Source organism: Mediterraneibacter catenae (assembly GCF_008691045.1).
In the GTDB taxonomy this organism is placed as follows: Bacteria; Bacillota; Clostridia; order Lachnospirales; family Lachnospiraceae; genus Mediterraneibacter; species Mediterraneibacter ornithocaccae.
Genome location: NZ_VMSO01000022.1, coordinates 16,615 through 42,739, shown reverse-complemented (window position 1 = coordinate 42,739; position 26,125 = coordinate 16,615). Strand labels below are relative to the sequence as shown.

Below are 26,125 nucleotides of genomic sequence, written 5' to 3'. Positions count from 1 at the left end.
GCCTGCGCACACGCAAGTCAGGTCGCTGTATATTGCTGTATTTCGGACGTTTTCTGTACTATCAGCCAGTACGATAAATCCGGAAATTTTCTACCATGACTGGAAGAATACATTGTCCCCGATTATAATCCCGTCCCGGTTTGAACCATGTGCGTACAGAAAATAATAACAATCGGAAACAGCGGCAAGTCTTGAACCGTTGATCGCGTCCTGGGCGACTTGCATGGAAAGACTGGTAGGTCCTGCCTGCAGTACGGCATCAAGACGGCCTGTCCATACGGGCTCGAACTGTCCGCTTGCATAGATGACACCACGGATACTGTTCGGGAACCGCGGGCTTTCGACACGGTTCATGATTACGGTTGCAACAGCAAGCAGAGCGTCATAAGTCTGATATGCTTCGCATTGGATAATGGCTGCAAGCAATGTAACATCATTTGTGGAAGCGCTAATTCCACCGCCGTTGATAACGGAATCATCGTAACCTCCGCCGGAACCGTTGTCTACAGAAGCAGCGGCATCTTCAGCTGCCTGCTTGCGGGCTTCTTCTTCAGCGGCAATTCGAGCGGCTTCCTCATCCTTCGCCTGCCTGAGTTTCGCCTGTACATCGGCAAGGTCAGTGGAAGTTGCATCAGCTTTGGCTTGTAATTGATCCTGCTGTGTCTGAAGCTGTTCCTGGAGATCCGTCAGTGAAGCCTGCTGTGTTTCCAGTGTTCTCTGTTCATTTTCAATCTGCTGATGAATATTCTGTAATTCATTCAGAGCATTTCGGTCATACTCGCTGAGATTCTCAATAAAGTCAGCTTTGTTTAGGAAGTCTGACATATTTTCTGCAGAAAATAGCAGCTCAAGCAGTGTTGCATTCCCGTGTTCGTACATATATTTAATACGGGCTTTCATATCTTCGTACTGCTTTTCTTCATTTGCCTTTGCATCTGCAAGTTCATCAGATGTACGGGCAATTTCACCGTTGAGCATCTCTACCTGCATCTCAGTGGTGGAAATCTCATCGCTCAGGGCCAGAATGTCTTCGTTGATACCCTGAAGTTCGTTTTCGAGAGAAGAAGTCTGGTTCTCAAGGTTCTTAATCTCCTCGTTATCTGCGAAAACAGGAAAAACTGAAAGTACAATTGCGAGAGAACAGATCAGGGCAATTCCAGACTGCATCCATCGTTTTTTGTAGATTTTCATATAAATAAAATCCTTTCTTAATATGCGCTATTCAGTTGCGGATAATTATTATACTACAAATTGCGTTATTTGGCAAACTCTGATAGAATAAAATAAGTGTAAAAAGGAAACAGGTCAGCTCATGCCATTCGCAAAGCTGCCTGTACCGCAAAATAAATGAGGTATAATCGGAGACAGATATGGAACATAAGATAAAAATGATAGGGCTGGATCTGGATGGTACACTTCTTACTGACAAGAAAGAGCTTACTGCCCGTACGAAGGCGGTAATCAGCAGGACGCTGAGCCAGGGAATTGTGGTCCTTGTCGCCACGGGGCGGCCATGGATGGGGATTCCGGAAGAACTTAGAAATTTCCCGGGAATGCGCTATGCTCTTACGTCAAATGGAGCAAGGGTAATAGATACACAGGAGAACCGGGTGATTGAAGAACATCTGCTCTCCCCGAGGCTGGCCTTGAAGGTATTGGAAACCTGCGGTAAATATGATACCCTGCAGGAGGTGTACTTTGACGGACAGGGGTATGCGCCTGCTGATAAGATGGCCAGTGTCGAAAGATACCACAGAAATCCGAGCATGTGCGAATACATGAGAAATACCCGCATACCAGTGGACAATATAGCGGAACTGGTGAAAGAGGAAAACAGAGGTCTCGATAAAGTGCAGGCTCTTTTTGCAGATATGGGAGAGAGGACGCAGGCCTGGACGGAACTCCGGGAGGTTGGCGGACTTGAGCTTGTCGGCTCATTAAAATACAATATCGAAATTAATGCTGCCGGTGTAAATAAAGGAACTGGTCTTGTTAATCTCGGAAAGATGCTCAGAATCAAGCGTGGGGAGATTATGGCGTTTGGGGATGGAGACAACGATATCGTGATGCTGAAAGAAGTCGGGATAGGAGTTGCAATGGCAAATGCAGAAGCAAAGGTGAAAGAGGCGGCGGATTATATTACGATGTCTAATGAAGAGGATGGCGTTGCAGAGGCAATCGAAAAAATGGTCCTGCGGGTTTGAGTCTTGAATCAGGCAATAATCAGACTGTGAAAACAATTCGGGAGGTATAAGAAAATGTTGGATATATTAAAATCGATTATATTCGGTATCGTTGAAGGAATTACGGAATGGCTGCCAATCAGTAGTACGGGACATATCATCCTGATGGAAGAACTGCTGAAACTTGACCAGGGGGAGGCCTTTTTTGAGATGTTTCAGGTTGTAATCCAGCTTGGGGCGATTCTGGCCGTTGTTGTGATTTATTTTCATAAACTGAATCCTTTTTCGCCGACAAAGACGCAGAAACAGAAAATGATGACGTGGCAGATCTGGATCAAGGTGCTCATCGGGTGTCTGCCTGCCGGTGTAATCGGGCTGTTGTTCGATAACTGGATTGATAAGACACTTTATCACTGGTATGTGGTTGCACTGATGTTGATCGTATACGGTGTTCTGTTTATTGTGGTTGAGAATTATCAGAAAGGGAAAGAGCCGCGGGTGACGAAATTCTCCCAGCTTACTATCCCTATGATTCTTATCATCGGTGTATTCCAGATGCTGGCAATGATTCCGGGAACCTCCCGCTCAGGCGCTACGATAGTAGGAGCTCTAATGATCGGTGTATCCCGAAGCCTGGCGGCTGAATATACTTTTTTCCTTGCTATTCCGGTCATGTTCGGAGCCAGCCTGCTTAAGCTGGTCAAGTTCGGCTTTAATTTTACGACGATACAGCTGGCAGTGCTGCTGGTAGGAATGGTTGTTTCATTCGCGGTATCGATCGTGGCGATCAAATTCCTGATGAGTTATATCAGAAAAAATGATTTTAAAGTATTCGGCTATTACAGGATTGTACTAGGAGTGATTGTATTCCTGTTCTTCGGAATTCAGACGTTGCTTGCATAAACAGTAACAGTTCAGCCATGGAACTGTTTTGCATAAAATTTCATTTAAGGACTTGAAATTTACATAAAACATGCTAAACTTAAAAAGATAATCTGTATGATTATGCAAATTGAAGATTAAATGGAGGAATGTAAAATGAAAAAGTTACTGGCAGCAGTTTTAACAGCGGCTCTTACAGTCGGAATGCTTGTCGGATGCGGCGGCAGCGACAGTGGCGACGGCGGCGCTTCAAAATCCGGTGAGAGCAGCGCTAAGACGGCAAAAGTTATTGATGTCGATCTTACAAACGAGGAGTATGCATTTGGTGTTGACAAATCACAGCCGGAGCTTCTGGAGCAGGTAAATGCATTTATCGCAAAGATTCAGGAAGACGGAACACTTGATGAAATCTTTGACAAATATTTCGGCGGCGGGGAACCGACACCGGTTGAGTCGGCAGCTCTGGATGAGTCAAAAGACCAGCTTGTAGTAGCTACGAATGCTGCGTTTGAGCCTTTCGAATATATGGAAGGCGAGAATTATGTTGGTATTGACATGGAGATTGCTGCTCTGCTTGCAGAGGAACTCGGGCAGGAACTTGTAATCCAGAACATGGATTTTGATGCGGTATGCCTGTCAGTCGGACAGCAGAAATGCGATATCGCGATGGCGGGTCTGACAGTCAGTGAAGACAGAAAAGAGTATGTGACGTTTTCCGAATCATACTATCAGGCGTCTCAGAGACTTATCGTTCCAAGCGATGATACAACATTTGACGATATGACGGATGCTGAGACGATTGCAGCAGCTCTTGGCGAACTTGATTCTTCCGTGCTGATCGGAGTGCAGCAGGGCACGACAGGAAACAGCTATGTAGAGGGAAGCGATGATCTGGGATTCCCGGGACTTAACGCAACTTGCAAGACATATAAAAACGGCTCTCTGGCAGTACAGGATATGCTGAACGGAAATATCAATTATGTAATCATTGATGCGGCTCCGGCGGCAGCTATTACAGAGTCCATCAATGAGATGCAGTAGGTGCAGCATTTTGACTATACAGCATAGGCAGTAAAATAGAGAAAAGGACTTAAGCAGGAAGGAAAATACAGGCATCATTGACGGCTGACCGGGATGCATGCATTTTCCTTCTTTTGAGAAGGGAAAGCAATGAATAATTTTAGTCAGAGAATAGACAAATTTATAGAAGTGTTTATTGCCCAGAACGGCTATACGAGAGTGGTAGAGGGACTTCAGAATACACTTCTGATTGCAGTTACCGGTCTGATTGTCGGTATAGTGATCGGAACGATAATCGCGACCGTGAGGGTAATCCCGAAGTACAGACGGCTTCCGAGAGTGCTCAATGGAATCTGTAGTTTTTACGTAGCATTGTTCAGGGGAACGCCTATGGTAGTACAGCTCCTTGTAGGCTATTATGTTATTCTGCCGATTATAGGGGTAAATATGAACGGTGTGCAGATATCAATGATCGTATTTGGTCTGAACAGCGGTGCATACATATCGGAAATCATGCGAAGCGGCATCCAGTCGGTGGATATTGGACAGATGGAAGCAGGGCGCGCAGTAGGGTTGAGTTTTGGTACAAGTATGACAAAGATCGTGATCCCGCAGGCAGTCAAGAATATCCTTCCGACCTTGGGAAACGAGTTTATTACACTGGTCAAAGAGACATCAGTTGTCAGCTTTGTTGCGGCATCTGATCTCTATGTGGCGTTTAACTATATTGGATCAAACAGCTATGACTTCATGGTGCCGTATCTGGTAATGGCGGCTATCTATATCGTGCTTGTGCTGGTGATCTCACTGTTGGTCAAATTACTGGAAAGGAGCCTGAGGAAGAGTGATAGACGTAATTAATCTTAGGAAAAGCTTCGGAGGGCTTGAAGTCCTCAAAGGAATCAACATCACCATCAACAAAGGAGATATCGTCGCAGTGCTCGGTCCGTCAGGTTCCGGCAAAAGTACGTTCCTGCGCTGCCTGAACTGCATGGAGGATCCGACGTCGGGAAGTATTATCTTCAAAGGTGTTGATATCGCTGATATGAAAGTGGATATCAATGTACACCGGCGTCATATGGGAATGGTGTTTCAGCACTTTAATCTGTTTAACAACAAGACAGTACTCCAGAATGTGATGATGGCTCCGGCCTATTTAAGATGCAAGGATCTGAAGAAAGCGAAGCGCAAGAACAGGATGATCCGCTTTAAAAATATATTCCGCAGTAATAAAGAAGAGCAGATTCCGATCACAACAACTAAAGAAGAGATTAAGAGCGAGGCGAAACAACAGGCGCTTGAACTTCTAAAACGTATCGGGCTTGATGACAAGGCGAATGTCTACCCGTCTACACTTTCCGGCGGGCAGAAGCAGAGGGTGGCAATTATCCGCTCTCTGGCAATGAATCCGGATGTGATTCTTTTTGATGAGCCTACATCTGCACTTGATCCGGAGATGGTTGGAGAGGTGCTTGATCTGATGAAGGAGCTGGCAAAAGACGGCATGACGATGGTTGTTGTAACGCATGAGATGGGATTTGCCAGAGAAGTTGCATCGAGAGTGATCTTTATGGATGACGGTCAGATTCGTGAAGAGGCTCCTCCGAAGGAGTTCTTTGAACATCCGAAAGATGAGAGGCTAAAAGAATTCTTGTCAAAAATATTGTGAAATTATTGCTTGATCATCCGGGGGTGATAACCCGGCCCAGGCTATAATGACAGTTAAAAACGCTGAAATTATGATTGCATTACGGCGGCATACAGGATGGTCCTGCATGTCGCGGGTGATGCAGTGTGATTTTGGCGTAATTTTGTTATATGGACAAATTTCGGGAGTGGATAAAATATGAAATATGAGCGGATTCAGAAAGCGTCTTTTATCGAGCGTCCGAACCGTTTTATTGCATACGCGCATTTAAACGGGCAGAAAGAGACGATTCATGTGAAAAATACAGGCAGATGCGCAGAACTCCTTGTTCCGGGGGCGGCTATCTACATTCAGGAGAATGACAGTCCGGCCAGAAAGACTAAATGGGATCTGATTGCGGTGGAAAAAGAGGAACGGCTGATCAACATGGATTCACAGGTCCCAAATAAAGTGGTTCGGGAGTGGATAGAGGAAGGGCGGCTGTTTCAGGATGTCCGGCTGGTGCGTCCGGAGACGACATATGGAAATTCCAGATTTGATCTGTATGTGGAAACCAGGGATAGAAAGATATTTGTCGAAGTGAAGGGGGTAACGCTGGAGGAGGGGGATGTATGCCGTTTTCCCGATGCCCCGAGCGACCGCGCCGTAAAACATCTGGAGGAACTGATCAGGGCGGTGAAAGATGGATATGACGCGTACGTCTTCTTTGTGATCCAGATGAAGGGGGTGAGATATTTTACTCCGAATACAGATACGCATCCTGCCTTTGCGGAAACTTTGAAAAAAGCCGCGGCAGCAGGAGTAAAGATCCTGGCTTATGACTGTAAAGTGACGCCAGAAAGCATTGGGATTGCAGATCCTGTAGATGTGGTACTGGAGAGCCCAAGGTTGAAGGAGACGGTGAAACCTCTGGTAGAATGGTTTAGAGAGAATAAGAGAGACCTGCCGTGGCGGCACAGAATGGATGCGTACCGGGTGTGGATCTCCGAAATCATGCTCCAGCAGACGAGGGTGGAGGCTGTCAAACCATATTATGAGAGGTTCCTGAGAGAATTGCCGGACGTAAAGGCGCTTTCAGAAGTTTCGGAAGACCGGCTCCTGAAATTGTGGGAGGGGCTTGGTTATTACAACAGGGCACGTAACCTAAAGTACGCGGCGTGTCAGATCATGGAAGAATATGGCGGAAAGTTTCCTGAAACATATGAAGAAATCCGCTCCCTGAAGGGAATCGGAAGTTATACAGCGGGGGCAATCAGCTCTTTCGTTTATAATATTCCAAAACCTGCAGTCGATGGTAATGTGCTGCGAGTTGTGAGCCGGGTCATGGCAGATGATGCGGATATAGCAAAAGCGGGTACAAAGACGCGGATTGAAAGGGCGGTCGAAGAGGTAATCCCGCGCGATGCAGCGGGAGATTATAATCAAAGTCTGATTGAACTGGGGGCAATTGTATGTCTGCCGAACGGGGAACCCCGATGCGCTGTGTGTCCGGTTAAAACTGTCTGCCTGGCGCATGAGCAGGGCCGGGAATCGTCATTTCCGGTAAAGAAGAAAGCAAAGGAGCGCAGGATAGAGAAACGGACTATTCTGCTTTTTCGGGATGAGGAAAAAGTGGCTATCAGAAAACGGCCTGCAAGAGGTCTTCTGGCCGGTATGTATGAATTTCCCGGAAGGGAAGGTCATATGACAGGTAAAGAAGTGATCGAATACGGAAAATCTCTCGGTCTGATGCCGGTCCGTATCAGAGAGCTGGGAAAGGCAAAACACATATTCAGTCATGTAGAGTGGCATATGACGGGGTATGAAATTCTTGTTGACGAGCTCGAAAAAGATATGGAGCAGACGGGGACGCCGGAAAAAGAGGGCGGCGTTATATTTGCAGGAATAAAGCAGCTGCAGGAGGAATACCCGATACCTTCCGCGTTTGAGGTGTATAGGCTGCAGTTGGTACGTTAGCCTGGTTCTGCAAATGGCATAGGCTGAACTGTGACTATATAATAACCGAGTCCGCTCTGTTTTCTTGAAACGGGCATGCCGCTGTGGTATACTGTCATCGTATAGAAAGAACAGGAGAGTATCGTAAAATGAATGAAAAAGCATCTATTTCCAGACAGCAGCAGAAATCACGCGAGACGAAGGAGAAGATATTTCAGGCAGCAAAGAGGATATTGCAGAAGAAAGGGTATGAAGAACTGTCCATAAAAAATATCTGTGAAGAGGCAGGAGTCTCTAATGGCAGCTTTTATCATCATTTTAAGACAAAGGATGATCTGCTTTCTTATTACATCGAAGATCAGCCCAAGATCGATCCGGATCTGCTGGAACTGCCGGACAATGTGGAGGGGGTAAAAGCGGGGATTATCCAGGTGTATATGAATTATGTGAAATACTGTCGGGAGCTGGGCGTTGAATTTATGTCGGAGTATTATGATACGAAGAATCAGGCACTCAATGCGGCAATCCGTATGGAGAGACCATATCCGATTATAACGGTGCAGAAATATGTGGAAAAAGCTGAACAGGCGGGAGTTGTGAGTCTGAATGTAAGCATAGAAGAGTTCACGACAGATATCAGAATGATTGTGATTGGAAATGTATTTGAGTGGTGCGTAAAACACGGTGAAGCGGATTTTGAGGGAAATATGAGCAGATCGCTGGGCAAGTATCTTGATGCGACGCTTTGTGGAGGAAAAGATCAAAAGTAATGAAATACCATTTTATAGTAAATCCCAAATCCCGTTCAGGTATGGGAGAAATGATCTGGACGATGATTGAACCGGAGCTTAAGAAACGGCGCGTGGATTATCAGAGATATCTTACTGAAAAAAGGCGGCATGCAGAAAAAATCGCTGCCGGCATTACAGCAGATGAGCAGGAACATATGATTGTGGTGCTGGGCGGAGACGGCACGGTCAATGAAGTGATCAACGGGATCAGAATACCGGAAAAAGTTACACTGGGTTATATTCCTATCGGTTCGAGTAACGATTTCGCACGCGGGCTGAATATACCGAAGGATCCGATGGAAGCGTTGAATATTATACTTGATCCCCGGAATATAATACATATGGATCTGGGAGTACTGACAGCTGCAGGACGGCAGAGACGTTTTGCTGTGAGCGCGGGAATCGGATTCGATGCGGCGGTGTGTCATGAAGTATGCGTTTCCAGGTGGAAGGTGCTGTTGAATCGGATTGGATTGGGAAAACTGAGTTATGCGGTGGTCGCGCTGGATCGTCTGAAGAAAGACCGGCCGGTGAGAATGACAGTGATACTTCCGGGAGGCATGGAGCAAATATTTGAAAAAACATATTTTGCCGCGTTTATGAATCTGCCATATGAGGGCGGAGGATTTAAATTCTGTCCGGAAGCTGTCCCGTCGGACGGACTGATGGATGTGGTTATTGTGCACGGGCTCCCTGTTATGAAAATCCTGTGTCTGCTGCCTCTGGCATTCTGGGGAAAGCATGTCGGTTTCAGAGGAGTCACATTATTAAAATGCAGGAAGGTGCAGATAAAAACTTCTATACCGTTTCCGCTGCATACAGATGGCGAACCGGGATTCCCCAGAAGGGAGATTGCGGCCGCCCTTATGCAGAGCCGGCTAAACGTGATAACGGGTTAATTTCATAAGATTTCATAAATGTTTCGTGAAGACGGTTGTTGACTGTTTTAAATCGTGCTATAATCGATGCGGATTGAAGAAATAGTAAAGAAAAACCGGTAGGGGGAGCAAAAAACAGGCAAAACTGTATGCGAAGGGGCATCATCATGAAGCTTAAAAATAGATTTACAGAGATGGTCAAAAAGTATAAGCATGCGTGGGTACTTTTGTATATCTTTATCTATATGCCGTGGTTTATGTATCTTGAGAAACATGTTACCACACATTATCATGTAATTCAGATCGAACTGGATGAGCAGATTCCGTTTATCGAATATTTTATCGTTCCATATCTGCTGTGGTTTGTGTTTATTATCGCGGCATTTTTGTATTTTTTCTATACAGACGTGCCGGGATTTTATAAATTGGCAAGATTTATGTTTACGGGAATGACGGTATTTCTTATCATTTCTACTGTTTTTCCTAACGGACAGGATTTGAGGCCGGTTGTCTTTGAGAGAGACAATATTTTTGTGGATATGGTGAGAATGCTGTATCGCGCGGATACATGTACAAATGTATTTCCGAGCCTGCACGTGTTTAACTCTTTGAGTGTATGTGTCGCGATCAGCGAGAGCAGCGCGCTGAGAAAGCACAGAGGCGTGTGTGTCGGAGCCTATGTGCTGGCGGGACTGATCATACTTGCGACTATGTTCCTCAAGCAGCATTCTGTGCTGGATGTGCTGGGAGCAGGAGTAATGGCGTGTGTGCTGTATCAATTTGTTTATGCACCGCATAAACGCCGTGAGCCGAAATATGCAGAGCAGAAACGGCCGGTGGTGTAGAAAAAAGTTGAGACTGGTTATCAGATCAGGAATAATTAATGAGATCAGGAGGAAGAAGAATGAAGAAGATCATGCTTACCGGAGACCGCCCTACGGGGAAACTTCACGTCGGTCATTACGTGGGTTCCTTAAGGCGCCGCGTGGAGCTTCAGAATACAGGAGACTTTGATGATATATTTATTATGATAGCGGATGCGCAGGCACTGACAGACAATGCAGATAATCCGGAGAAAGTGCGTCAGAATATTATTGAGGTAGCGTTGGATTATCTAGCATGCGGACTTGATCCGGAGAAATCGACTCTCCTGATCCAGTCTCAGATCCCGGAGCTGTGCGAACTGTCATTTTATTACATGAATCTTGTCACTGTTTCGAGACTGCAGCGTAATCCTACGGTGAAGTCCGAGATACAGATGCGTAATTTCGAGGCGAGTATCCCTGTAGGATTCTTTACCTATCCAATCAGTCAGGCGGCAGATATTACAGCGTTTAAGGCGACGATCGTGCCGGTGGGGGAAGACCAGATGCCTATGCTTGAGCAGACAAAGGAGATCGTGCACAAGTTTAATTCCGTTTATGGAGAGACTCTTGTAGAACCTAAAATCCTTCTCCCTGAAAATGAAGCATGTATGCGTCTTCCGGGTATAGATGGAAAAGCAAAGATGAGCAAATCTCTGGGCAACTGCATCTACCTGTCGGAGGAACCGGAGGATATCAAAAAGAAAGTGTTCAGTATGTTTACTGATCCGACACATATCCGTATCGAAGATCCGGGCAAACTGGAAGGCAATACTGTATTTACGTATCTGGATGCATTTTGTAAGCCGGAGTATTTCCCGGAATTCCTTCCGGAGTATGAGAATCTGGATGAGCTGAAGGCTCACTATAAGAGGGGTGGCCTCGGCGATATGAAGGTGAAGCGGTTCCTGAACAATGTACTTCAGGCTGAGCTGGAACCGATCCGTAACCGGAGGAAGGAGTGGCAGAAAGATATTCCTGCTGTATACGAGATACTTCGCAAAGGAAGCGAGAAGGCGGAAAAAGTTGCTGCGGAGACGCTCAAAGATGTGAAAGCTGCGATGAAGATCAACTATTTCGATGATGAAGAGCTGATTAAAATGCAGTCTGTAAAATATACGGAAGAGTAAAGAACACGTATAAAAATGGATATATGACCGTTGTGGGCAGGGTTTTTGAAACCCTGCCTGCTTTATTGCTGATAACTTAGAAATACAAAAAGAGCGTTCCATAAAGGAACACTCTCTGTTACGTGCGATAGAAGATTCGAACTCCCGACCTTCTGGTCCGTAGCCAGACGCTCTATCCAGCTGAGCTAATCGCACATATTAAATTTGCTGTTTCGTTCACAGCAAAAATGATTATAGTATATCTTAAGCCTGGTGTCAATGTTTTTTTGAAAATATTTTATATTGTTATCGCACTGGCAGTGTTCGGTGTGTCCGGTATGCTGGCGGAGAAAAAGCTGAGTGTGTAAAACGGGCCGGCAGAGTTACCCGTTAAGTATACGCTGCATATCTGCCGGAAGCGGAGCCGTGAATTCCATTTGTTTTGCGGTGACCGGGTGGAGAAAAGAGAGGCGGTGGGAGTGCAGCGCCTGCCTGTCGATAAATTTCATGTCAGGATTATACAGATAGTCGCCGACAAGAGGATGACCGATATATTTCATATGGACACGGATCTGATGGGTGCGGCCTGTCTCCAGGATAAGGGAGACGAGGCTGTGCCCGTTTTTTTCTTCTATTACGCGGTAGTGCGTAATGGCGCGCTCGCCGTGTTCAAAATCTATCCTGCGTTCGATCAGAGAACTCCCGGTTCTTCCAATGGGGGCATCTATTGTTCCTTCCGATGGTTTTATGGAACCGCGGACGACCGCGAGATATTCACGGATAATTTCGTGACGGACGCCCATACTTGAGAGAATGCTGGAGCTTACCAGATGCTTTGCGATCACGGTCAGCCCGGAAGTGTCCCGGTCCAGACGGTTCGTGCAGCGGAAGATAAAGGGCTCTCCCTGCTCCTGATAGTAATACATGAGAGCGTTAGCGAGAGAATTGCGATAGTTATTGAGTGACGGATGTATCGGCATACCCGCAGGTTTGTTTACTACGATTATATCTTCGTCCTCGTAAATGATGTCGAGAGGAAGCTTCACCGGAGGAATATGAGGGGAAGATTCGTTTTCCTGAATATGTACGGTCAGGATATCACCATTTTTCAAAGTTGTGCGCATATAAGACCAGACGCTGTTTACAAGAATGCTCTCGGGCATCTTTTTCAGCTGCGTCAGGTTCTGGTATGAATAGCCGCGGCGGCGCAGATACTGTTCGATGCGCAGGCCGGCGGAAGCGGCGTCAATGTGATAAGTTATCTTGCGATCCATGATGTATCTCCTGTCTTTTAACTGATACTGACATTTTGCAGAATCTGGGAGGAGATGTCAACACGCAGGTGAAATTACTGGATTCTTATACTGCTTTTATGATAGAATAAAAAAGATGTGAAAACAACAGAGAGGACAACTGTACGTATGGATATTAATCAGAAACTGACAGAAGAATTAGCAGTAAAGCGCTGGCAGATTGACGCTGCTGTAAAACTGATCGATGAAGGGAACACGATTCCTTTTATTTCGAGATACAGAAAAGAGGTTACCGGTTCGCTGAATGACGAGCAGCTCAGAAAGCTCTATGAGCGTCTGGTGTACCTCCGTAATCTTGAAGAGAAGAAGGAGCAGGTTATCTCCAGTATTGAGGAGCAGGGAAAGCTGACGGAAGAGCTGAAGCAGCAGATCCTGGCGGCGGAGACACAGGTGACGGTGGAGGATCTGTACCGTCCGTACCGCCCGAAAAGGAGAACGCGTGCCACGATCGCAAAGGAGAAGGGACTGGAGCCTCTGGCGGCTTATATCGTGCTGCAGAATGCAAAGGAACCGCTGGAGGAGACGGCACAGCAGTATATTTCGGATGAAAAAGGAGTCAAAAATGCGGCGGACGCCATTGCAGGGGCAAAAGATATTATTGCAGAAACCATCTCTGACAATGCAGATTACCGGAGCTGGATCCGAAAGACGACGATAAAAAAGGGCAAAGTTATATCTGCGGCAAAAGATCCGGAGGCAGAGTCGGTGTATGAGATGTACTATGAGTTCGAGGAGCCTGTGTCGAAACTGGCGGGACACAGGATACTTGCCTTGAACCGTGGCGAGAAAGAAAAGTTCCTGACGGTGAAGGTTGAAGCACCGGAGGAGGATATTCTGCGGTATCTGGAGAAGAAAACCATACGCAGGGACAATCCGTATACTGCTCCGGTATTAAAGGACACAGTGGAGGACAGCTATCATCGGCTGATTGCTCCGGCGATTGAGAGGGAGATCCGTAATGAGCTGACGGAGAAAGCGGAAGACGGCGCGATCGAAGTGTTTGGCAAGAACCTTCACCAGCTTCTCATGCAGCCGCCGATCGCGGGAAAAGTCGTCCTCGGATGGGACCCTGCGTTCCGTACGGGCTGTAAACTGGCAGTGGTAGATCCGACGGGCAAAGTGATCGGCACGACAGTCATCTATCCGACAGCACCGACGACTCCTCAGAAGATCAAGGCGAGCAAAGACTTATTAAAGAAAATCATTCCGAAGTATCATATTTCGCTTATCTCTCTGGGAAACGGAACAGCATCAAGAGAGTCAGAGCAGTTCATTGTCGAATTGTTAAAAGAGATTCCGGAACAGGTGCAGTATGTGATCGTAAACGAGGCGGGAGCGTCTGTTTATTCTGCCAGCAAACTGGCGAGTGAGGAATTCCCTAACTTTGATGTCGGGCAGAGGAGCGCCGCTTCTATCGCAAGACGGCTGCAGGACCCGCTGGCGGAGCTGGTGAAGATTGATCCGAAATCAATCGGGGTAGGCCAGTATCAGCACGACATGAATCAGAAAAAACTTGGTGAGTCACTGAGCGGCGTGGTAGAGGACTGTGTAAATAAAGTGGGAGTAGACCTGAATACCGCATCTGCACCTCTGCTTTCCTACATATCAGGAATCAGCAGCACGATCGCAAAAAATATTGTCTCATATCGTGAGGAGAACGGGCGCTTTACAGACAGAAAAGAGCTTCTGAAAGTGCCTAAGCTGGGACCGAAAGCGTACGAGCAGTGCGCCGGCTTTATGAGAATACAGGGCGGGAAGAACCCGCTTGATGCGACTGGTGTACATCCGGAGTCATATGATGCTGCCGAGAAGCTGCTGAAGAAGCAGGGCTTCGCTCCGGAAGATATCACAGGGCACCATCTGACCGGACTGTCTCTTACGATCAAAGATTACGGAAAGCTGGCAGAAGAGCTGGGGATTGGTGAGATCACATTGAGGGATATCGTCAAGGAACTTGAGAAACCGGCGAGAGATCCCCGAGACGAGATGCCGAAACCGATCCTGCGCACTGATGTACTTGAGATGAAGGATCTGAAAGAAGGCATGGTGCTCAAAGGGACGGTAAGAAATGTAATTGATTTCGGAGTATTTGTAGATATTGGTGTCCATCAGGACGGACTTGTACATATTTCGCAGATCACAGACCGGTATATCAAACATCCCCTGGAGGCCGTAAGTGTCGGAGACATTGTAGATGTCAAGGTCATGAGCGTTGACCTCAAAAAGAAGCGGATCCAGCTTACGATGCGCGGAATCTGAATCAATCTCTTGACATTTCTTGAAATGGCTGTTATATTACAAATAGAACAATATGAGTTAATATCTATATCCGCATAGTATTTTCTATGCGGATGATCTTAGTATAGAGATTGGCAGCGATTCATGCGGGAGGGTGGTTACAATGTCAGCGAAACGAGATTACTATGAAGTGCTGGGAGTCAGCAGAAATGCAGACGAAGCACAGATAAAAAAAGCTTATCGAAAACTTGCAAAAAAATATCACCCGGATACAAATGCGGGCGATGCGAATGCAGAACAGAAATTTAAAGAAGTTACAGAAGCGTATACCATACTGAGTGATAAAGAAAAAAGGAAAATGTATGATCAGTTCGGTCATGCTGCGTTTGACCAATCTGCAGGTGCGGATGCGGGATCCGGAGGCACAGGAGGTTTCTGGAGAACGTATGGCGGTCCGCAGGGCGGATATCAGGAGTATCACTTTGAAGGCGGCAGTATGGATGATATTTTCGGGGACATTTTCGGAGATATTTTCCATCGCGGAGCCGGAGGCAAAAGCCGCACATCATATGGCGGATTTCAGCAGAAAGGCAGTGATGTGAGGGCAGAAGTGACTGTGGGATTTGATGAGGCGGCGTTTGGCTGCGACAAGGTGATCCGGCTGCAGGATCCGTCCGGTCTAAGCGGCAGCATCCAGTCTCTTCAGGTGCATATTCCGGCAGGAATCGATACCGGCAAATCAATCCGCCTGAAAGGAAAGGGCATGCCGGGAGCAAACGGCGGAGCAGCAGGTGATCTTCTGCTGAAAGTGACAGTGGCAGGCAAACCGGGATATGAGAGGAAAGGTATGGATGTATATACTACTGTACGGATTCCTTTTGCAACAGCCGCGCTGGGTGGCGAGGCAGTCGTTCAGACATTGTACGGCAACGTGCTCTGCAAGATAAGAGAAGGAACCCAGTCAGGATCGAAGATCCGCCTGAGGGGCAAAGGAATTGTGTCAATGAGCGATCCGTCGGTGCACGGTGATCAGTACGTGACAGTAGAGGTCGATGTGCCGCAGCGTCTGAGCCCGGAGGCAAGACAGAAGTTAAGAGAGTTTGAGGCGGTCTGCGCAGGCAAGGCAAAGACAGCATAATAAAGAAGCCGGAGAGTCTTTTCTCCGGCTTTTCTTGCTCTTATGATATGAATTTGTTATGATTAACAGGTAGAATATACAGACAGTGTTTCTGAATAACAGCACTGTCGGAAAGAGGGAAATATTATGAAGATAGGTATTGGAAATGATCACTCGGCTCTGGAGCTTAAGGCGGAGATTATAGAATTTCTGAAAGAGAAGGGCCATGAGGTAGTTGATTATGGTACAAACTCGGCAGAGAGCTGCGATTATCCGGTTTATGGGGAACTCGTGGCAAGGGCTGTGGCAGCAGGCGAGGTGGATCAGGGAATCCTGATCTGCGGTACCGGACTCGGGATTTCACTTGCGGCAAATAAAGTGAAAGGAATCCGCGCGGCTGTGTGCAGCGAACCATTTACGGCAAAAATGGCAAGAGCACATAATGACTGTAACATCCTTGCATTCGGCGCCAGAGTCGTAGGAGGAGAACTGGCGAAGATGATGGTGGATACATGGCTGAATACAGAGTTTGAAGGAGGCCGCCATCAGAGACGGGTAGATATGATAACAGCAATCGAAGAGAAGGAACAATAGAGAAGGAGCGGCGATGCAGACTTATCATCTCACTCAATGGCTGCTGTTCTTCTTTGTCTACAGCTTTATCGGCTGGATCTGGGAGAGCTGCTATGTATCAGTCAGGAAACGTCACTGGGTAAACCGGGGATTTCTTCATGGCCCCATGCTTCCGATTTACGGCTCTGGGGCTCTCGTGATCCTGATCAGTACGATCGGCGTGCGCGAGAATCCCTGGCTTATCTTCCTATTCGGAATGATCGCCGCGACAGTGCTGGAGTATATCACGGGTGCGGTTATGGAGCGGCTTTTTCACGTCAGATACTGGGATTACAGCAGGCAGAAGCTGAATTTGAACGGGTACATCTGTGTGAGCTCATCTCTTTGCTGGGGCGTTTTTTCCGTGCTTCTCGTGCGTGTCATACATGTGCCCGTCGAGCGGGCAGTGCTGGACATTCCGATATTCGTTACAGACTGTGCAGCTCTGGTGCTGACCGTGATCATGTCCGTTGATCTGACGCAGTCGTTCAACGAGGCTATGGACCTGAAGCGTGTTCTCGTACAGCTTGAAGAGAGCAAAGAGCAGATAAAGAAGATGCAGGAGAAACTTAAAACAGCATCCGACGAACTTATAGCAGATTACAAGATGCGCTCCGAAAAGCTCATGGAGGAGTACAGAGCGCGTGCGGAAGAAGCGGCAGAGAAGAGCCGTTCCCGAAAGGCAGCATATCTGGAGTGGATTGATATGAAGCGGGCACAGAGACAGCTTCAGCTTGAAGAACTGGCAGAACGGGTGGAATCTCTTGTGAAAGAGGAACTTCCCGCAAAAGCAGATTCACTGATCGGAGAGAAAAGGCGTGAGGAACTTGCGGAGCTTAAGAAGACTATTGCGGCAGAATTTCACAGGATGAGTTCGCGTACAGACAGAAGTTATCTGCATATTGCGAGCCAGCTCAAGAGAAATCCGACAGCGGCATCAGGAAAGTTCGCCGATATTCTCGAGGAACTCAAAAAATCACTGGATAATTTAAAATAATCAGTAAAGAGGAAGACGGAGAGAAAGGAACGAGATAAATGACAAAGAAGCAGCGTGCATTAGAAGTGATCGAACGACTGAAAAAGGAATATCCGGATGCCGGCTGTACGCTGGACTATGATCAGGCGTGGAAGCTCCTGGTCAGCGTACGGCTTGCGGCCCAGTGCACAGATGCCCGGGTCAATGTGGTTGTAGAGGGGCTGTACGAAAAATACCCTGATGTCAATGCGCTGGCAGATGCTGATGTGAACGACATAGAGGAGATTGTACGTCCCTGCGGGCTCGGAAAGAGCAAGGCGAGGGATATCAGCGCCTGTATGAAAATGATACGGGATGAGTACGACGGAAAGGTCCCGGACGATTTTGATGCACTGCTGAAACTGCCCGGCGTCGGAAGGAAGAGCGCGAATCTGATCATGGGCGATGTATTCGGCAAACCGGCGATCGTGACGGATACGCACTGTATCCGCCTTGTCAACCGGATCGGTCTTGTGGACGGCATAAAAGAGCCGAAGAAAGTGGAGATGGCTCTCTGGAAGATCATTCCGCCTGAGGAGGGAAGCGATTTCTGCCACAGGCTCGTTTACCATGGAAGAGATGTATGCACCGCGCGTACCAGGCCGTACTGCGATAAGTGCTGCCTTGCAGATATATGTAAAAAGGTCGGCGTGTAACCGAATAAAAAACTATAAATATTTTCAAAATAAGAAAAAGAAAAGGAGGCAGACATGAAAAGTATCAGACTGAGAGATGATTTTTACTGGACGGGTATTATTGATGACCAGCTTAGGGTTTTTGACATTATCATGTACACGGAGTTCGGAACGACGTATAACTCCTATGTGATGAAAGCCGGAGACAAGACAGTCCTTTTTGAGACGGCAAAGGCAAAGTTTTTCGATGAGTATCGTGAAAAACTGCAGGAAGTGATCGATGTACACAAAATAGATTATCTCGTCGTGAGCCACACGGAACCGGACCATGCAGGAAGCGTGGAGAGGCTCCTTGATTACAGCCCGCAGATGAAAATCATAGCAACCGGATGCGCGCTGGGCTTTCTCAAGGAAATTGTGAACCGAGATTTTGTCGGGATTCCTGCAAGAGACGGAGAGAAAATGGTGATCGGAAACCGGACACTGAAGTTTATGTTTGTGCCGAATCTTCACTGGCCGGATACGATGTACACATTTATAGAGGAAGAACAGATACTGGTTACCTGCGATTCGTTCGGGTCCCATTACTGTCTGCCTGAGGTGGTATCCACGGCGATCAAAAATGAAGAAGATTACCAGAAGGCGCTTAAATATTATTATGACTGCATTATCGGGCCGTTTAAGCCTTTTATGCTCAAAGCCCTTGACAGGGTAGAGGATATGGATATATCCATGATCTGTACGGGGCATGGCCCTGTGCTCGTGGGCGACCGTATTAAGGCAGTGATGAAGCAGTACAGAGAGTGGTCGACTGTTGTGAATCCGAATCCGAAGAAGACGGTCATTATTCCCTATGTAAGTGCGTATGGGTATACGAAATCTCTGGCGGAGAAAATTGCCGAGGGTGTGCGTGACAGCGGAGATATTGATGTCCGTTCTTATGATATGGTAGAAGCGGATGCGGCGAAGGTGAATGAAGAACTCCTGTTTGCAGACGGTATCCTGCTCGGAACGCCGACGATCGTGGGAGAGGCGTTAAAACCGATATGGGATCTGACGCTCGGTATGTTCCCGGCGACTCACGGCGGAAAATATGCAGGAGCGTTCGGAAGCTATGGATGGAGCGGAGAGGGTGTGCCGAACATCACGGAGAGATTAAAACAGCTTAAGATGAAAGTCTCTGAAGGCTTCCGCGTGCGTTTTAAACCGTCTGAGGCAGATCTGGTGAGCGCTTATGAGTATGGATATCAGTTCGGATGTGTCGTGCAGAACAAGGAGCCTGTGAAACCGAAGAAAAAGGGCGCGAGAAGTCTGGTAAAATGTCTAGTCTGCGGGGAGATATTCGATTCATCGCTGGAAATTTGTCCGGTGTGCGGCGTGGGCAAAGAGAACTTTGTTCCAGCCGATATAGAAGAGACGGGCTTTGTGAATGATACTCAGGAATATTATGTAATACTAGGAAACGGGGCAGCAGGCTTCAATGCGGCGAAAGCAATCCGGGAGCGCGATAAGACCGGATCGATCGTGATGATCTCCAACGAACCGTATCCGTCCTATAACCGGCCGATGCTGACGAAATCTATCGTTGCCGGCCTGAACGCGGATCAGATCGCCATAGAAGGGGCCGGCTGGTATGAGGAGAACCATGTCTACCAGATGCTTGGCAAACAGGTGGTATCTGTTGATATGGATGAAAAAGAAGTCCGTTTGGACAGCGGGGAAAAGATCCGTTTCACCCGGCTTATATATGCACTTGGAAGCGAGTGCTTCATACCGCCGATGGAGGGACACGGACTTCCGGAAGTAGTAGCTATCCGCAGACTGAGCGATGTGGAAAAGGTAGAGCGCCTCATGGAGAAAGCTGCTAATGCTGTTGTGATAGGAGGCGGTGTCCTGGGGCTTGAGGCGGCCTGGGAACTTAAGAAGGCCGGGCTTTCCGTGACTGTGATTGAGGTGGCTCCGGTCCTTATGGGACGGCAGCTTGACAATGGCTCCGCTGAAATATTAAAAGAGATTGCGGCGAAACATGATATATCGATCCGTACAGGGGTTTCTGTGGCAGCAATCGAAGGGGAAGAACATGTGAGCGGCGTTCGTCTGGCCGGAGGCGAAACTGTGCCGGCAGAACTGGTCATCGTATCTGCAGGCGTCAGGGCGAAAACCGATCTGGCGCAGGAGATGGGACTGCAGATCGGACGTGCAGTAAAGACAGACAGCCATATGGAGACAAATGTGCCGGGTGTCTATGCATGCGGCGACTGTGCCGAATATGAAGGCGTGAATTATGCAATCTGGCCTGAGGCTGTGGAGCAGGGGAGGATCGCCGGGGCGAATGCTGCAGGCGAGGAGCTGGAATATGAGCCGGTTGAGGCTGCGCTGACATTCCACGGAATGAATACGGCGCTGTTCGCAGCAGGAGATAATGGCAAAAATCCAAATCTGCTGTACAAGACAGTTGAGTATCGCGATATGGGGAAAGGACAGTATCGGAAATATTATTTCCTGAACAACCGGCTCTCCGGTGTGATTCTGATCGGTGACCTGAGTGAGATGGCAAAGATGACAGAAGCACTCAGGAAGCACGCTTCTTATAAAGAGGTAATACAATAAGGAATTTTTTTATTTATCTGAGTTGCTTGAGTTCCTGCAGTGCATGCAGGAACTCAAGATCTTCCGGTGTCAGTTTCAGATTCGTTACGTAGTTCCTGCCGTCAGGTGATGTAGCGCTGATTTCAATGACCGTTCCTTCGGTCAGTGCATTTTGATACACAGCAGTGCAGAAACTCCCGAATTTCGGATGATTCTTCTGAAATGCTGCTAAATGTTTTTTTAAAGCCTGCAGGCGCGTGAGCTGCGAAAGATTCATGACAAATTCTCCTTGATCGTTTATATGTTATATCTTATGAGGTTCTCCGGATATCATAAATAATAATACTCTGAAAATCAAGCTGTCTGTATATAGGAACTGTGATAAGAATGTTGATAAAAGATAAAATAATGCCGGCATAGAAGAGATGTTAGGCAATTCCTCTATGCCGGCGTGGATATGTGACCGGAACAGATTTACATTTTAAAATATTGGACGCTGTAAGCCGGCATAGTAAGTTGTCCGTTCAATGTTACGATATCTTCCGCAGGATTTTCAGTATCAGTTGTTCCTGAAACGGCGTCTTCCGACGTTTTGGCATCATCTGTTGTCACATTGTCTTTGGACGTATTAGCATCTGTCACGGAAAGTGCCTCATATTGGCCGGGATATACCAGTGTCCGGGAGAATGTGCCGTTCAGTTCATGGCTTGAGGCCGTGTATTCTGAATCAGATGCATTGATCGCAACCAGGACTCTTTCGGTGTCTGTCTTCCGTTCAAAGATAAGCTGATGGTTAGTGATCACAGTGTTGTGATACGTTCCGTTACACAGTGCGTCGCTCTCTCTGCGCAGAGCTATCAGCGCCTTGATAAATGCAGTCAGTTCATTTGGCTTCGGCTCATCGAAACACGGACGGAGTGCATAATCATTGTCCGGCGCTTTTGCACCTTCTTCGCCCCACTCGCTTCCGTAATAGATGCAGGGGATGCCCGGCATTCCGAAGAGGAGACCGTATGCAAGCGCAATATGCTGTTTGTTTGTCAGAATGGTGGCCAGTCTTGATACGTCGTGATTATCTACAAAGGTCATGAGGTGCTTCCCTCTGTATATACACCATTGTTCCGGTCCGTACTGACGGTTCAGCGAATGTGCGATCTCAAACATATTCATACTGTTAAAACTGGAATAGATTCCCTTGTAGCACTCGTAGTTTGTACAACTGTGGAGCATCTCATCGTTGACGATCAGATTATAATCTCCGAAGAGTACTTCCCCGATCAGTGCAAAGCCCGGTTTGATCTCTTCGCAGAAATGGCGGAGACGCCGCATGAAGTTGTGATCCAGACTGTAAGCGACATCGAGCCTGAGACCGTCAATTCCGAATTCTTCGATCCACATTTTGACACAGTCGAGCAGATAGTCGACAACCGCAGGGTTATGCAGGTTCAGCTTGACCAGTTCATAATGCCCCTCCCAGCCTTCGTACCAGAATCCGTCATTATAACCGCTGTTTCCGTCAAAGTTGATGCAGAACCAGTCTTTGTACGGAGAATCCCATTTCTTCTCCTGAACATCTTTAAATGCCCAAAAACCTCTGCCTACATGGTTAAATACGCCGTCGAGCATGATCTTGACATTGTGGTCGTGAAGCGTCTGGCAGACTTCTTTGAAATCATCATTTGTGCCGAGACGGCAGTCGATTTTAGTAAAATCTCTTGTGTCATATCCGTGATTGTCGGATTCAAAGATCGGATTTAAGATAATAGAACCGATTCCCAGTTCCTGGAGATACCCGGCCCATTCGCCGATTTTCAGGATGCGGTGTTCCGTGACGCCGTCATTGTGTACGGGAGCACCGCAGAATCCGATCGGATATATCTGGTAAAAAGTTTCATTGTAAGCCCACATAGATTAGCACCTTCCTTTACTGCTGTTTTGCGTCCTGCCGATGCGTACGGTCAGAACTGCGTAGAATATAGATATTGTACCATAATTCCATATGAAACAGAAGAGCGAATTGACACTGCGGTAAGCAGAAGATATACTAAAAATAGAACTACAAATCCAATTTAATCATAGTTTCGATATGGAGTGATCGGTATGAAAAAACAGAGTGTAATTAAAAAGAGAGGAGCAGTTTGGCTTCTGTCTGTAATGCTGATATTAATGCTCATACCCGGAAATGTACAGGCGCAGGAGTCGGATTTCACGAACAGCGGTGCAGAGAAGGGGGCGCAGGATATTGAAACAGTGCCGGATACATATACAGAGAATGGTATAGATGGAAATGAAGCGGGCGATACTGTCCCGGCGGCGGACGAATCAGATGCTTCCGACGGATTAACCGGTGAGGATCCGGAAACGGAAACATCGGACGGGCAGAGTCAGTCGGATGACAGTGTGGATGGAAACGAAGATTTATCTGGCGATGAGCAGATAGATGATCAGGAAGACGACAATCAGCAGGTAGACCTTCCGGGAATTACGGCAGATCCGATAGCGGTAGCGATTCCCATGGACAGTACAAATGATCTTTACGGCAGTCTGAGCCAGTTCCTTGCACTTAGTTCGGATCAGTTTCAGATATATACAGTGGCAATTGTTGATCCTGTGACCCAGCAGCCGGTACAGCCGGAAAGCGCATTGAAAGTTTCTCTGAGCGTACCGTCAGGTTATGATACCGACAGACTTGTGATCAGCGAACTCAGCATGGACGGGAAGACACCGGTAAGGACAGAAGTTCCTTTTTCATATAATAATGGGCAGGCGACGTTTGAAACAGATCATTCGGGAATCTATGTGGTCATGGAAAAGAAAGAACAGGTCGAACTGCCGTCTTCGCTCGAACCGACGGAGAAAGTTGATAAGCTGGAGCTTACAAAGAAATATCCCGACAGTGTGTCCTCCGGATCATCGACTGTCAGGGCGACAGTCAATCCTCAGACTGGTGATGATAATTCTGTAGTGGTCTGGGGCGTTATTACAGCCGCAGCTGCAGCGGCGGTCATAGCACTGATTATAATCATAAATAGAAGAAAATAAAAAAATCTTGACATAGAGAGTGTTGAGGACTATAATATTACAGCATGACTAAAGGAGAAACAGTATGCGCCATAGCCCCGGAGTATGCTGATTTCAAATATATAAGCAAAATATGCAACGTTATCTGATGATTTTATAGGAGGAACACCCATGAAAACTTATATGGCTAACCCTGACAAGATTGAAAGAAAATGGTATGTGGTTGACGCTGAAGGATGTACACTCGGACGTCTTGCATCTGAGGTTGCTAAAGTGCTCAGAGGAAAGAATAAGCCGGAATACACACCGCATATCGATACAGGCGATTATGTAATCATTGTAAATGCTGAGAAAGTAAAAGTAACAGGAAAGAAACTTCAGCAGAAGATTTACTACAGCCACTCCGATTATGTAGGAGGAATGAGAGAGACTACACTTGCCGAGATGATGGCTAAGAAACCGGAGAAAGTAATTGAGCTTGCTGTTAAAGGAATGCTCCCGAAAGGACCTATGGGAAGAGACATGATCAAGAAACTTCACGTATACGCTGGACCGGATCATGCACATCAGGCACAGAAACCGGAAGTTCTGACATTTTAGGTAGAGGTTGAAAGGAGGATATAACAGTGGCTAACGCAAAATACTACGGAACAGGAAGAAGAAAAAAATCAGTAGCAAGAGTATATCTTGTACCTGGAACAGGTAAGATCACGATCAATAAAAGAGATATCGACGAGTATCTCGGACTTGAGACTCTGAAGGTTGTTGTACGCCAGCCGCTCGTAGCTACAGGCACAACAGACAAATTCGATGTAATCGTAAACGTAAAAGGCGGCGGTTACACAGGACAGGCTGGAGCAATCCGTCACGGTATTGCAAGAGCTCTCCTTGAGGCAGATGCTGATTACAGACCGGTGCTCAAGAGCGCAGGATTCCTTACACGTGATCCGAGAATGAAAGAGCGTAAGAAATACGGACTCAAAGCAGCTCGTAGAGCTCCGCAGTTCTCCAAACGTTAAGCAAGCGTTAATCGGGATTACCCAAGAGATAATCGAACAGTTATTGAAATTGCAGGCAAACCCTGGAAACATCACGTTTCCGGGGTTTTTCTCTTTGTCCTGGAAACGCGGTGGAACGTAGGGAAACCGGGTGAAAATCACCGGATTAGCAGCGCGTTTGTAACACGTTTGCAACAAAAATATCTTTACTCAAGAGTCTTGTTTATGGCGTCAATCAGGATCCGTACATCCAGATGGGTGTAGACCTTTTCAGTCAGTGTCATGGCTCCGGAATGCCCCACAATTTTCTTGATGACCGTTTCCTGCACACCGGCTTCGGACAGCATGGAGATACAGGTGTGGCGGGTGCAGTGCGGTGTCCGCTGGATACCGATCTGCTCCATCAGGGGTGTCCAGTAACTGTCAAAGTAGTTGCGGTACTTGAACGGTTTCCCGTCTTCTGTATGGAGAAGATATTCACATTCCGGGCAGGAGTTGTACCAGTTCCGGTAGAACGGGAGCAGCTTGTCGGCAATGGGCACTTTCCGGATACCGTTTTCTGTTTTGCTGTCGATCACATCAAAATACTGCTCATCCAGGTGTACATTTACTTTTTTCAGGGACAGGAATTCGGAAATCCGGGTGCCGTTATAGAGCAGCATGAGGACAATCTGGTAATATTTATCATCCTGCATGGTCCAGATCCTGTCAATCTCTTCCCTGGGAAATTTGTTCCTGCTGTGTTTGTTCGGGTTCCGGTCTTTGTACTGCGCGATATCCACGTAGGTGGAATAATCTTTGTTGCAGATATCGTTCTTCAGGGCAAATCCGTACAGCTGGTTAAACAGGATCTTTACTTTCTTCAGTGTCGGATAATTTTTGCCGCAGGTATCGATCACCTGCTGAAGATCCGCCAGCTTCAGGTCTTTGAAAACCCGGTGGTAAAGGAGGGTACAGGCCTTGTAGGAGGCTGTGTATCCTTTTACATTGCTTTCAGATACGGTCGGATATTTCTTCTTCGACCATTCCTCGTACACCTCGGAAAAAGTCATTTTCGCGGCTTTCGTATCATAGGGATTATGATTATAATCAGCCAGCATCTCCAGCCCTTCGGATTTCGTCCGGGCATAGCCGATGATAATATATTCTGTAATCTTCTTTTCTTTTACGGGATCGATCCGGTATCCTGTTGTCTTGCGGACCATATATGGTTTTCTCCGTTTTCCGGATAATTTCACTACACTTCCGTAGCCGTTTGGTAATTTCATTCAGTCATTG

At 47.1% G+C, this 26,125-nt stretch carries 24 protein-coding genes and 1 tRNA gene; 19 read left to right on the top strand and 6 right to left on the bottom strand.

Annotated elements, in window-relative coordinates; genetic code table 11:
• Positions 1 to 90: 90 nt before the first annotated feature.
• Positions 91 to 1,191 (bottom strand): cell wall hydrolase, encoded by a 1,101-nt coding sequence (locus FNY66_RS13025; RefSeq protein ID WP_150311427.1) that lies wholly within the window; start codon positions 1,189 to 1,191, stop codon positions 91 to 93.
• A gap of 179 nt (positions 1,192 to 1,370) precedes the next feature.
• Between FNY66_RS13025 and FNY66_RS13020 the strand changes: the two genes are divergently transcribed.
• From FNY66_RS13020 to trpS, 10 genes are all read left to right on the top strand, one after another.
• Positions 1,371 to 2,204 (top strand): Cof-type HAD-IIB family hydrolase, encoded by an 834-nt coding sequence (locus FNY66_RS13020; protein WP_150311426.1) that lies wholly within the window; start codon positions 1,371 to 1,373, stop codon positions 2,202 to 2,204.
• A gap of 54 nt (positions 2,205 to 2,258) precedes the next feature.
• Positions 2,259 to 3,086, top strand: coding sequence for an undecaprenyl-diphosphate phosphatase (locus tag FNY66_RS13015; protein WP_150311425.1), 828 nt, complete (start codon positions 2,259 to 2,261; stop codon positions 3,084 to 3,086).
• Between the two features lie 135 nt (positions 3,087 to 3,221).
• Entirely contained in the window at positions 3,222 to 4,106 is an 885-nt protein-coding gene (locus FNY66_RS13010; protein WP_229409523.1) for a transporter substrate-binding domain-containing protein, read from the top strand.
• Positions 4,107 to 4,235: 129 nt separating this feature from the next.
• Positions 4,236 to 4,946, top strand: coding sequence for an amino acid ABC transporter permease (locus tag FNY66_RS13005; protein ID WP_087152027.1), 711 nt, complete (start codon positions 4,236 to 4,238; stop codon positions 4,944 to 4,946).
• Complete coding sequence (locus FNY66_RS13000) at positions 4,930 to 5,754, top strand: amino acid ABC transporter ATP-binding protein (protein WP_087152028.1); 825 nt, start codon at positions 4,930 to 4,932, stop codon at positions 5,752 to 5,754. The genes FNY66_RS13005 and FNY66_RS13000 overlap by 17 nt, the downstream gene beginning before the upstream one ends.
• 177 nt (positions 5,755 to 5,931) lie before the next feature.
• The gene (gene mutY / locus FNY66_RS12995; RefSeq protein ID WP_150311424.1) at positions 5,932 to 7,689 is read left to right on the top strand and encodes an A/G-specific adenine glycosylase; all 1,758 of its coding nucleotides are present in this window, start codon (positions 5,932 to 5,934) and stop codon (positions 7,687 to 7,689) included.
• A gap of 128 nt (positions 7,690 to 7,817) precedes the next feature.
• On the top strand, positions 7,818 to 8,438 hold the full coding sequence (locus FNY66_RS12990) for a TetR/AcrR family transcriptional regulator (RefSeq protein ID WP_087152030.1): 621 nt from the start codon (positions 7,818 to 7,820) through the stop codon (positions 8,436 to 8,438).
• Positions 8,438 to 9,358, top strand: coding sequence for a diacylglycerol/lipid kinase family protein (locus FNY66_RS12985; protein ID WP_087152031.1), 921 nt, complete (start codon positions 8,438 to 8,440; stop codon positions 9,356 to 9,358). The genes FNY66_RS12990 and FNY66_RS12985 overlap by 1 nt, the downstream gene beginning before the upstream one ends.
• A 146-nt stretch (positions 9,359 to 9,504) precedes the next feature.
• Positions 9,505 to 10,182, top strand: a complete 678-nt coding sequence (locus tag FNY66_RS12980; protein ID WP_229409522.1) for a phosphatase PAP2 family protein — start codon at positions 9,505 to 9,507, stop codon at positions 10,180 to 10,182.
• A gap of 59 nt (positions 10,183 to 10,241) precedes the next feature.
• Positions 10,242 to 11,330, top strand: a complete 1,089-nt coding sequence (trpS, locus tag FNY66_RS12975) for a tryptophan--tRNA ligase (RefSeq protein ID WP_087152033.1) — start codon at positions 10,242 to 10,244, stop codon at positions 11,328 to 11,330.
• 121 nt (positions 11,331 to 11,451) lie between these two features.
• Here trpS and FNY66_RS12970 read toward each other — a convergent pair.
• Together FNY66_RS12970 and FNY66_RS12965 are read right to left on the bottom strand one after the other, a co-directional pair.
• Positions 11,452 to 11,525 (bottom strand) — tRNA-Arg (locus tag FNY66_RS12970).
• A 167-nt stretch (positions 11,526 to 11,692) separates the two neighbouring features.
• Complete coding sequence (locus FNY66_RS12965; protein WP_150311422.1) at positions 11,693 to 12,583, bottom strand: RluA family pseudouridine synthase; 891 nt, start codon at positions 12,581 to 12,583, stop codon at positions 11,693 to 11,695.
• Between the two features lie 147 nt (positions 12,584 to 12,730).
• Between FNY66_RS12965 and FNY66_RS12960 the strand changes: the two genes are divergently transcribed.
• From FNY66_RS12960 to FNY66_RS12935, 6 genes are all read left to right on the top strand, one after another.
• Entirely contained in the window at positions 12,731 to 14,881 is a 2,151-nt protein-coding gene (locus FNY66_RS12960) for a Tex family protein (RefSeq protein WP_150311421.1), read from the top strand.
• Between the two features lie 142 nt (positions 14,882 to 15,023).
• Positions 15,024 to 15,998: a DnaJ C-terminal domain-containing protein gene (locus tag FNY66_RS12955; protein WP_087152036.1), complete on the top strand. Its 975-nt coding sequence runs from the start codon at positions 15,024 to 15,026 to the stop codon at positions 15,996 to 15,998.
• Positions 15,999 to 16,124: 126 nt separating this feature from the next.
• Positions 16,125 to 16,571, top strand: coding sequence for a ribose 5-phosphate isomerase B (rpiB, locus tag FNY66_RS12950; protein WP_087152037.1), 447 nt, complete (start codon positions 16,125 to 16,127; stop codon positions 16,569 to 16,571).
• Between the two features lie 13 nt (positions 16,572 to 16,584).
• On the top strand, positions 16,585 to 17,586 hold the full coding sequence (locus FNY66_RS12945) for a putative ABC transporter permease (protein WP_150311420.1): 1,002 nt from the start codon (positions 16,585 to 16,587) through the stop codon (positions 17,584 to 17,586).
• A 38-nt stretch (positions 17,587 to 17,624) separates the two neighbouring features.
• On the top strand, positions 17,625 to 18,260 hold the full coding sequence (locus FNY66_RS12940) for an endonuclease III domain-containing protein (protein WP_150311419.1): 636 nt from the start codon (positions 17,625 to 17,627) through the stop codon (positions 18,258 to 18,260).
• 54 nt (positions 18,261 to 18,314) lie between these two features.
• Positions 18,315 to 20,849: an FAD-dependent oxidoreductase gene (locus tag FNY66_RS12935; protein WP_087152040.1), complete on the top strand. Its 2,535-nt coding sequence runs from the start codon at positions 18,315 to 18,317 to the stop codon at positions 20,847 to 20,849.
• Between the two features lie 13 nt (positions 20,850 to 20,862).
• On the opposite strand, the gene FNY66_RS12930 is transcribed toward FNY66_RS12935, so the two are convergent.
• Both FNY66_RS12930 and FNY66_RS12925 read right to left on the bottom strand, forming a co-directional pair.
• Positions 20,863 to 21,105 (bottom strand): hypothetical protein, encoded by a 243-nt coding sequence (locus FNY66_RS12930; RefSeq protein ID WP_087152041.1) that lies wholly within the window; start codon positions 21,103 to 21,105, stop codon positions 20,863 to 20,865.
• A 197-nt stretch (positions 21,106 to 21,302) separates the two neighbouring features.
• Entirely contained in the window at positions 21,303 to 22,736 is a 1,434-nt protein-coding gene (locus FNY66_RS12925) for an alpha-amylase family glycosyl hydrolase (protein ID WP_087152042.1), read from the bottom strand.
• 192 nt (positions 22,737 to 22,928) lie between these two features.
• Here FNY66_RS12925 and FNY66_RS12920 point away from each other — a divergent pair, with 192 nt between their 5' ends.
• The 3 genes from FNY66_RS12920 to rpsI all read left to right on the top strand — a co-directional run bounded on the left by FNY66_RS12920 (position 22,929) and on the right by rpsI (position 24,868).
• Complete coding sequence (locus FNY66_RS12920; protein WP_150311418.1) at positions 22,929 to 23,870, top strand: hypothetical protein; 942 nt, start codon at positions 22,929 to 22,931, stop codon at positions 23,868 to 23,870.
• 150 nt (positions 23,871 to 24,020) lie between these two features.
• Positions 24,021 to 24,449: a 50S ribosomal protein L13 gene (gene rplM / locus FNY66_RS12915; RefSeq protein ID WP_087152044.1), complete on the top strand. Its 429-nt coding sequence runs from the start codon at positions 24,021 to 24,023 to the stop codon at positions 24,447 to 24,449.
• 26 nt (positions 24,450 to 24,475) lie between these two features.
• The gene (gene rpsI / locus FNY66_RS12910; RefSeq protein WP_087152045.1) at positions 24,476 to 24,868 is read left to right on the top strand and encodes a 30S ribosomal protein S9; all 393 of its coding nucleotides are present in this window, start codon (positions 24,476 to 24,478) and stop codon (positions 24,866 to 24,868) included.
• Between the two features lie 185 nt (positions 24,869 to 25,053).
• On the opposite strand, the gene FNY66_RS12905 is transcribed toward rpsI, so the two are convergent.
• Positions 25,054 to 26,115, bottom strand: coding sequence for a tyrosine-type recombinase/integrase (locus FNY66_RS12905; RefSeq protein WP_150311417.1), 1,062 nt, complete (start codon positions 26,113 to 26,115; stop codon positions 25,054 to 25,056).
• Positions 26,116 to 26,125: the final 10 nt, after the last annotated feature.

What these genes read in the sequence shown, in the direction of transcription:
- FNY66_RS13025 (WP_150311427.1), bottom strand. Translation starts at nt 1,191, where the DNA reads ATGAAAATCTACAAAAAACGATGGATGCAGTCTGGAATTGCCCTGATC.
- FNY66_RS13020 (WP_150311426.1), top strand. Translation starts at nt 1,371, where the DNA reads ATGGAACATAAGATAAAAATGATAGGGCTGGATCTGGATGGTACACTT.
- FNY66_RS13015 (WP_150311425.1), top strand. Translation starts at nt 2,259, where the DNA reads ATGTTGGATATATTAAAATCGATTATATTCGGTATCGTTGAAGGAATT.
- FNY66_RS13010 (WP_229409523.1), top strand. Translation starts at nt 3,222, where the DNA reads ATGAAAAAGTTACTGGCAGCAGTTTTAACAGCGGCTCTTACAGTCGGA.
- FNY66_RS13005 (WP_087152027.1), top strand. Translation starts at nt 4,236, where the DNA reads ATGAATAATTTTAGTCAGAGAATAGACAAATTTATAGAAGTGTTTATT.
- mutY (WP_150311424.1), top strand. Translation starts at nt 5,932, where the DNA reads ATGAAATATGAGCGGATTCAGAAAGCGTCTTTTATCGAGCGTCCGAAC.
- FNY66_RS12990 (WP_087152030.1), top strand. Translation starts at nt 7,818, where the DNA reads ATGAATGAAAAAGCATCTATTTCCAGACAGCAGCAGAAATCACGCGAG.
- FNY66_RS12985 (WP_087152031.1), top strand. Translation starts at nt 8,438, where the DNA reads ATGAAATACCATTTTATAGTAAATCCCAAATCCCGTTCAGGTATGGGA.
- FNY66_RS12980 (WP_229409522.1), top strand. Translation starts at nt 9,505, where the DNA reads ATGAAGCTTAAAAATAGATTTACAGAGATGGTCAAAAAGTATAAGCAT.
- trpS (WP_087152033.1), top strand. Translation starts at nt 10,242, where the DNA reads ATGAAGAAGATCATGCTTACCGGAGACCGCCCTACGGGGAAACTTCAC.
- FNY66_RS12965 (WP_150311422.1), bottom strand. Translation starts at nt 12,583, where the DNA reads ATGGATCGCAAGATAACTTATCACATTGACGCCGCTTCCGCCGGCCTG.
- FNY66_RS12960 (WP_150311421.1), top strand. Translation starts at nt 12,731, where the DNA reads ATGGATATTAATCAGAAACTGACAGAAGAATTAGCAGTAAAGCGCTGG.
- FNY66_RS12955 (WP_087152036.1), top strand. Translation starts at nt 15,024, where the DNA reads ATGTCAGCGAAACGAGATTACTATGAAGTGCTGGGAGTCAGCAGAAAT.
- rpiB (WP_087152037.1), top strand. Translation starts at nt 16,125, where the DNA reads ATGAAGATAGGTATTGGAAATGATCACTCGGCTCTGGAGCTTAAGGCG.
- FNY66_RS12945 (WP_150311420.1), top strand. Translation starts at nt 16,585, where the DNA reads ATGCAGACTTATCATCTCACTCAATGGCTGCTGTTCTTCTTTGTCTAC.
- FNY66_RS12940 (WP_150311419.1), top strand. Translation starts at nt 17,625, where the DNA reads ATGACAAAGAAGCAGCGTGCATTAGAAGTGATCGAACGACTGAAAAAG.
- FNY66_RS12935 (WP_087152040.1), top strand. Translation starts at nt 18,315, where the DNA reads ATGAAAAGTATCAGACTGAGAGATGATTTTTACTGGACGGGTATTATT.
- FNY66_RS12930 (WP_087152041.1), bottom strand. Translation starts at nt 21,105, where the DNA reads ATGAATCTTTCGCAGCTCACGCGCCTGCAGGCTTTAAAAAAACATTTA.
- FNY66_RS12925 (WP_087152042.1), bottom strand. Translation starts at nt 22,736, where the DNA reads ATGTGGGCTTACAATGAAACTTTTTACCAGATATATCCGATCGGATTC.
- FNY66_RS12920 (WP_150311418.1), top strand. Translation starts at nt 22,929, where the DNA reads ATGAAAAAACAGAGTGTAATTAAAAAGAGAGGAGCAGTTTGGCTTCTG.
- rplM (WP_087152044.1), top strand. Translation starts at nt 24,021, where the DNA reads ATGAAAACTTATATGGCTAACCCTGACAAGATTGAAAGAAAATGGTAT.
- FNY66_RS12905 (WP_150311417.1), bottom strand. Translation starts at nt 26,115, where the DNA reads ATGAAATTACCAAACGGCTACGGAAGTGTAGTGAAATTATCCGGAAAA.